Annotated in this window: 4 protein-coding genes and 1 pseudogene; 2 read left to right on the top strand and 3 right to left on the bottom strand. The window is 39.4% G+C overall.

All coding sequences use genetic code 11. From position 1 onward, the window contains the following. A partial coding sequence (locus ACINWC323_RS00280) for a BrxR family helix-turn-helix transcriptional regulator (RefSeq protein ID WP_032881802.1) occupies nucleotides 1–586 on the bottom strand: 586 nt, incomplete at its 3' end. Nucleotides 587–811: 225 nt separating this feature from the next. Between ACINWC323_RS00280 and ACINWC323_RS0119445 the strand changes: the two are divergent. Next, a pseudogene (locus ACINWC323_RS0119445) lies at nucleotides 812–1,140 on the top strand (DUF4236 domain-containing protein). 241 nt (nucleotides 1,141–1,381) lie between these two features. On the opposite strand, the gene ACINWC323_RS00285 reads toward ACINWC323_RS0119445, so the two are convergent. Then, complete coding sequence (locus ACINWC323_RS00285) at nucleotides 1,382–1,894, bottom strand: Fic/DOC family protein (protein WP_000464612.1); 513 nt, start codon at nucleotides 1,892–1,894, stop codon at nucleotides 1,382–1,384. A gap of 2 nt (nucleotides 1,895–1,896) precedes the next feature. Then, entirely contained in the window at nucleotides 1,897–2,082 is a 186-nt protein-coding gene (locus ACINWC323_RS00290; RefSeq protein ID WP_000755724.1) for a hypothetical protein, read from the bottom strand. A gap of 166 nt (nucleotides 2,083–2,248) precedes the next feature. Between ACINWC323_RS00290 and ACINWC323_RS00295 the strand changes: the two genes are divergently transcribed. Next, nucleotides 2,249–3,072 (top strand): IS5 family transposase (locus ACINWC323_RS00295; RefSeq protein ID WP_009516354.1); only part of this gene is annotated, 824 nt, incomplete at its 3' end.

Genomic DNA, 3,072 nt, shown 5'->3' with positions numbered 1-3,072 from the left:
CTACTGACTCAATCGCCACCACAACAGGTGTGCGAGCAATTCTGGAGAGTAAAAAGTCCTTAAACTGCTTGCTCTGATGGCAATAGGCACGGACATGCCAGCGAAAACCGGTATACACCAGGGTATGTGGGGAAATCATGCGTTCATGCCACTGCGGATTCTGCATGGAGGCATAAATCATTTTTAAAGTACTTTGGTTCCGGCAGGCACGCAAAACTTCCCGAATCACTTCAGGACATACACTGCGATCAGGTAATTGAACTGCTGCAAGATTCGGTTCTGGCATCGCAATCAGGGCATGCGATTCACTAACCAAACCTGACAACATATTGAGATATTCATTGATATGCGCTGTAGTCAGTACAGGCTGGAAGCTGGCTTTAGGCACATAACCCTTGACTGAGGGGTCATGAATCAAGGCATGGGGGTTATACAGCGTATTGTAACGCTTGATATCCGCAGAAGCCTGCTGTCGACTGAGCCCAAACCAGCTCATCAAACGATTGGTGACCAAACGACCTTCCCAGTATGCAAGCAGCTCGATCGCTCGCATTCGTAGCAGGACTTCATGCTTATGTGTCGTCATATACCAATCAGTCAATAAATAGCAGTTTTAAGATTACCCTACAGCAAATATACAGTAAAGATTTTTGACGGTATTTTAAGGTAGTATTGCAATCACCAGATAAAAAATATACGGATGTCTCTATGGGGACAACCGACTAGCGAGGTAGATGAGGATCTGAGATTCTCTGAATTTACCTCTATTAACTGAAATACACAGCGAACTGGTTTTGCAAATGGGGGAAATATGGACTTTAGATTTCGCAAGAGCATTAAAATCTTACCGGGTTTAAAAATTAATCTGACGCATAAGGGCATCAGCAGTGCGAGCATTGGCAAACCCGGTGCTTCTTTAAATATTGGTAAAAAAGCACCCGAACCAGCGTGGGCATTCCCGGAACAGGACTTTCTTATTCCAAGCATCATCCCCATACAAACAGGCCGAATACCCCACAGAATACCTCTCAGCAACCATCTCCATTGAATAACCCAGGTATGCAGACATCCAGATCAACTGTCTGGCTCTGGATCGCGTTTGGGGTGTTGTGTTTTATTGTTGGAGCAATCGTTTTTTAGAGGCTTTACAATGATGTTTGATTTTTATCATGGAATCATTTGAAATGTCAGCAGTAGGCCTGAAGAAACACTAAAATTGATGCTGAGTACGATATTGGTCAGGTGTTCAACTTACTTCTAATCTTTGAATATTAAGTTTAATCATTTTTCCAGTGAGCTTAAAGTTACCTTCTTTCCATTCTGCGATCACTGCTTGATTCATAGCATCTGAACTCACAGTGGTCCAATCGATCGTATAACCTTACTTAAATAGTATCTGGCCTAGCATGAAACATTGTGAGCGACCATTACCTTCTCTAAATGGATGAATATAATTTAAAACAACAAAAAATCTGGCTAAAAAACTACAAACCAAATCTATATTTTCTTTATTATTAATCAAATGGTTAAAATTATTATTGAGGCATGAAAACAGCAGATCTGTTAAAGGAGCTATGCTATTGTAATGGAGAAAGATACATTCACCTTTATAGGTATTCACGCGTCTTAATTGGCCAGCCCATGGGTAGACATCCATAAATAATTGATGATGTATATTTTGTAGGTGCTGTAAATCAAAATTGCCTAGAAAAACAGAGATATTTTCCTGTAATCTTGTATTTTGTAAGGCACTTAGCGCTTTCTCTGCCTCATTCAGGTCTTTGGTATTAGAAATACCAAGATTGTTGATCAAAACACCATTTTTATCACAGAATGGATCATCATAAAAATCTTCTTCCGTCAGATAATAATGTAGTGCATCATCAAAAAACATTTTTATCTTACACGGTACATTTCAACGAGTGTATTTCTGGCTTGTTCAAATGTCTTAGAACCCTTCACATAGTCATTAATTGCTTGTAAGCCTTTATTATCTACAACCAAATTATCTACGGCAAATGAAGCTTTTACGATTTTAAAGGCTTCAGTACGGCTATTTCTCATACCAATAACTTTTTTCATAAAATTCTCGCTTCAAATGGATCATGCAGACTCTAAGGATATAATATTTTCATTGAGAAAAAAGAAGTTCCTATGAAGTTTTCACAATTATCTTAATAATTCGCCTTGAATAGGCTTTGTTGCACAAACCTATCTGTAAAGGCTTTTTCAGCGATATAATTTTCAAATGAAGAAGCCTACACACAAAATCTACCGCACAACCAATTGGCCCGCATATAACCGAGCACTCATTAGTCGCGGAAATATTGCCATTTGGTTTGATCCTGCTACGCAATGGTATGCTCTATCAAAAGGCAAACAAGGGCGAAATCAAATCTACTCCGACGCAACCATCCAATGCTGCTTAATGATTAAATCTTTATTTCGTCTGTCTTTACTTATTGCCACTGGCTTTGTGCAAAGTCTAATTAAACTTTGCGGATTAAATTGGATAGTACCAGATTACACCACGCTTTGTAGAAGACAAAAGCATATTGATATTGCAATTAGTTACCAAAAAAGTAGCGATGGGCTGCATCTACTCATGGACTCTACAGGGATGAAGTTTCTAGGTGAGGGCGAATGGAAACGCAAGAAACATGGGCCTGAATATCGTCGCCAATGGCGTAAACTACATATTGGTATAGATGCTAAAACCCTACAAATACGCGCTATTCAGCTCACAACCAATAATGTCAGTGATTCACAGGTGCTTGGTGATTTACTTAATCAGATTCCACAAGATGAGCAGATTGACTCTGTTTATACCGATAGAGCTTATGACAACAAGCAATGCCGTCAGGTCATTGCAGATCGGCAAGCGCATGCGGTAATTCTACCTAGAAAAAATGCGAAACCATGGAAAGATACAAAGAGTAGCTCGCTAGAGCGAAATGAATTACTTCGAACAGTTACACGTTTAGGCAGGACACTATGGAAAAAATGGTCAGGCTATCATCGGCAAAGTTTGGTTGAAACTAAGATGCACTGCATTAAATTATTAGGAGATAA

The organism is Acinetobacter sp. WC-323 (genome assembly GCF_000314615.1).
Taxonomy (GTDB): Bacteria; Pseudomonadota; Gammaproteobacteria; order Pseudomonadales; family Moraxellaceae; genus Acinetobacter; species Acinetobacter courvalinii.
Note: the sequence above shows the minus strand (reverse complement) of the source record. Positions and strands in the feature narration are given on the sequence as shown.

What these genes read in the sequence shown, in the direction of transcription:
- ACINWC323_RS00285 (WP_000464612.1), bottom strand. Translation starts at nt 1,894, where the DNA reads ATGTTTTTTGATGATGCACTACATTATTATCTGACGGAAGAAGATTTT.
- ACINWC323_RS00290 (WP_000755724.1), bottom strand. Translation starts at nt 2,082, where the DNA reads ATGAAAAAAGTTATTGGTATGAGAAATAGCCGTACTGAAGCCTTTAAA.